Raw genomic sequence first — 3,315 nt, forward strand, 5'->3', positions numbered from 1 at the left:
CGATATGCTCTCGGATTTAGAATTAAAACTAGAAGAAGCTATACGTAATTCTCTAGGTAATCAATCAGTTGCTGTAACAAGTAATAATCAAGATAATAACTATTCAGATACCGATCTTCTTTGGGATTTAGATTTAGAATTAGAAAAAGCCATACATGATTCTCTTAATTTACCCTATGGACAAGAATTAACCTACAAAAGGGTAAGAGAGATAAAAGAACTTAATTTAGCTAACAGATGGATTCATGATCTATCAGGAATAGAACATTTTACTAATTTAATCAGTCTCGATTTAAGTTGTAATAAATTGCCCCAGAATCAGTTAGAAAAAATTATTAGTTTAGAAAACTTAGAAACTTTAATACTCAGTAATAGCAATCTGGAGAATTTAGAAAGTTTACAAGGATTGGTAAGATTAAAAATACTTAATTTAAATAATAATCAGCTCAATGATATTTCTGCTTTAGGTAAATTAACCCAGTTAGAGATATTATCACTCAATCACAACTCAATCACTAGTGTAGAGGAGTTGAGAAACTTAACTAAGTTAAAAGAATTATCTTTAGATAGCAATCAAATTTCAGATTTAACTGCCATAGCCAATCTCAGACAATTACAAAGACTCTCAGCTAATAATAACCAAATTACTCAGATTGATAATTTTCTCTATAACTTAAGTCAATTAGAATATCTGAGTCTGAAAAATAACCAAATAGAAGCCAAAAGATTATCTACTCCAGTACAACTAACCAAACTAAAAGAATTATATTTAGACAATAACAAAATAGACAATATGAGTTTTCTCCCAGGTTTACAACAACTAAAGAGATTCAGTATTGATAATAATCCGATAAAAACTCTTGAACATTTAGAAAGTCTCAAAAATTTAATTACTAAAAATATTTCAACCTATCAACTAGCCGAAGGTATACAATTGGATGAAGGTTTAACCTTAATGAGAAGATTACTGGAGGATTGGTTATTATTAAATGAATTAGCAGTAGTTTCTGATGATTTACAAGTAAATGAAGATGATATTCTTGAGCCTGAAGTAGAGAAAGTAACTAAGAGCGAAAGAGGTATAGACTATACTAAGTTAGACCAGTTACTTACACAAAGTAACTGGAAGGAAGCAGATGAAGAAACATATCAATTAATGTTAGCTATAATGGGCAGAGAATCACGAGGTTATTTGGATTTTAATGATTGTTGTAATTTTCCTCCCTCAGAGTTAAAAATAATCGACCAACTATGGGTAAAATATAGTGGAGGTCATTTCGGTTTTTCTCTGCAAAAGCAAATATGGATAGACTGCGGTGGAACTCCAGGAAGCTTCGATTCCTCCCTCTATCATATTTTTGGAGAGCGTCTAGGCTGGAAAAAAGCAGGAGAATGGGTGGGATACTCAAAGCTAACTTTTAATAAAACATCCCCACAAGCACATCTCCCTTATTATCGTGGGGGGGCGCGGGAGTTGGGGGGAAGGGCGAAGGCACAAAACCATGTATATCTTCTCTTCTGTAAACTATAACATATAATTTGCATTCATTCTGTGGGGATTGCACGCGATCACAGTGTGTTATTAGTAGCAGACGGCAGAGGTGGCAATCTATAGCAGTCGCCATGACTGTTAGGACAAAATATAAAACTTTTCTCTTCTCCTAGTCCTTTTCCTTCTCTCATATCAAAGCACACAAGTGCTTTGATATGAGATCTCCCCTATGTCTAATTGACTTAATTTCTTCAATTTAATACTTTTTTCAATTAAATCCGTCTCCTTAGCTATCAGAAGATGTCTAGGTATTTATCTAGAATGGGGGGATATCATCCCATTCTAAATCGGCATCCTTTAAATTGGCACCCTCTAAATTGGCACCCACTAAATTGGCACGTTGTAAATTGGCACCCTCTAAATTGGCATCCGTTAAATTGGCACCCCCTAAATGGGCAGACTGTAAATTGGCACCCACTAAATTGGCCCCCTCTAAATTGGCATCCTGTAAATTGGCACCCTCTAAATTGGCACCCTGTAAATCAGCAGACTGTAAATTGGAACCCTGTAAATTGGCACCCTCTAAATCGGCACCCACTAAATTGGCATCCTTTAAATCGGCACCCTCTAAATCGGCATACCTTAAATTGGCACCCTGTAAATCGGCATTCTGTAAATCTTTTTGGGGAGTGGGATTATTAACAATATACCAGACCTTACGCCATTTTTCCTCTATATGAGTTTTGGAGTCTAGTTTAACACCCACTAAATTGGCACCCTTTAAATTGGCACCCTTTAAATTGGCACCCACTAAATTGGCACCCTCTAAATTGGCATTCTCTAAATTGGCACCCTCTAAATTGGCAGACTGTAAATTGGCACCCTTTAAATTGGCACCCTTTAAATTGGCACCATGTAAATTAGCACCCTTTAAATTGGCACCCACTAAATCAGCAGACTGTAAATAGGCACCCACTAAATTGGCATTCTGTAAATGGGCACCTTGTAAATCTCTTTGGGGAGTGCGATTATTAACAATATCCCAAACCTGACGCCATTTTTCCTCTATATGGGTTTTGGAGTCTAATTCAACACCCTGTAAATTGGCAGATTGTAAATTGGCACCCTCTAAATCAGCAGATTGTAAATTGGCACCCTCTAAATCAGCAGACTGTAAATTGGCACCCTCTAAATTGGCACCCTCTAAATTGGCAGACTGTAAATTGGCACCCTCTAAATTGGCAGACTGTAAATTGGCAGACTGTAAATTGGCAAACTGTAAATTGGCAGACTGTAAATTGGCAAACTGTAAATGGGCATACCTTAAATTAGCACCTTGTAAATAAGCATCTTGTAAATCTCTTTGGGGAGTGGGATTATTAACAATATCCCAAACCTGACGCCATTTTTCCTCTATATGGGTTTTGGAGTCTAGTTTAACACCCTTTAAATTGGCACCCACTAAATTGGCACCCTCTAAATTGGCACCCTCTAAATTGATATTCTGTAAATAAGCAGATTGTAAATTGGCACCTTGTAAATTGGCACCCTCTAAATTGGCACCCTCTAAATTGGTATTCTGTAAATGGGTATTCTGTAAATGGGCATTCTGTAAATTGATATTCTGTAAATAAGCAGATTGTAAATTGGCACCCACTAAATTGGCACCCTCTAAATGGGCACCCTCTAAATGGGCACCCTCTAAATTGGTATTCTGTAAATGGGCATTCTGTAAATGGGCATTTTGTAAATTGGCACCCACTAAATTGGCATTCTGTAAATGGGCATTTTGTAAATTGGCACCCACTAAATTGGCATTCTGT

Annotated in this window: 3 protein-coding genes and 3 pseudogenes; 1 reads left to right on the plus strand and 5 read right to left on the minus strand. The window is 36.4% G+C overall.

Going from position 1 to position 3,315, the window contains the following annotated elements; all coding sequences use genetic code 11:
* The coding region (locus MW688_RS06350; protein WP_486735098.1) for a GUN4 domain-containing protein at positions 1-1,531 on the plus strand (1,531 nt) is incomplete at its 5' end.
* Between the two features lie 277 nt (positions 1,532-1,808).
* Here the strand turns inward: MW688_RS06350 and MW688_RS06355 are convergent.
* From MW688_RS06355 to MW688_RS06375, 5 genes and pseudogenes are all read right to left on the minus strand, one after another.
* Positions 1,809-2,954: a pentapeptide repeat-containing protein gene (locus MW688_RS06355; RefSeq protein WP_486735099.1), complete on the minus strand. Its 1,146-nt coding sequence runs from the start codon at positions 2,952-2,954 to the stop codon at positions 1,809-1,811.
* Entirely contained in the window at positions 2,929-3,012 is an 84-nt protein-coding gene (locus tag MW688_RS06360; protein ID WP_486735100.1) for a pentapeptide repeat-containing protein, read from the minus strand. The genes MW688_RS06355 and MW688_RS06360 overlap by 26 nt, the downstream gene beginning before the upstream one ends.
* A pseudogene (locus MW688_RS06365) lies at positions 2,979-3,161 on the minus strand (pentapeptide repeat-containing protein); the annotation flags it as partial. The gene MW688_RS06360 and the pseudogene MW688_RS06365, both read right to left, overlap by 34 nt.
* Positions 3,157-3,264 (minus strand): annotated as a pseudogene (locus MW688_RS06370) (pentapeptide repeat-containing protein); the annotation flags it as partial. The pseudogenes MW688_RS06370 and MW688_RS06365, both read right to left, overlap by 5 nt.
* Positions 3,246-3,299 (minus strand): annotated as a pseudogene (locus tag MW688_RS06375) (pentapeptide repeat-containing protein); the annotation flags it as partial. The pseudogenes MW688_RS06375 and MW688_RS06370, both read right to left, overlap by 19 nt.
* Between the last annotated feature and the right edge of the window lie 16 nt (positions 3,300-3,315).

The organism is Johannesbaptistia floridana (genome assembly GCF_057440575.1).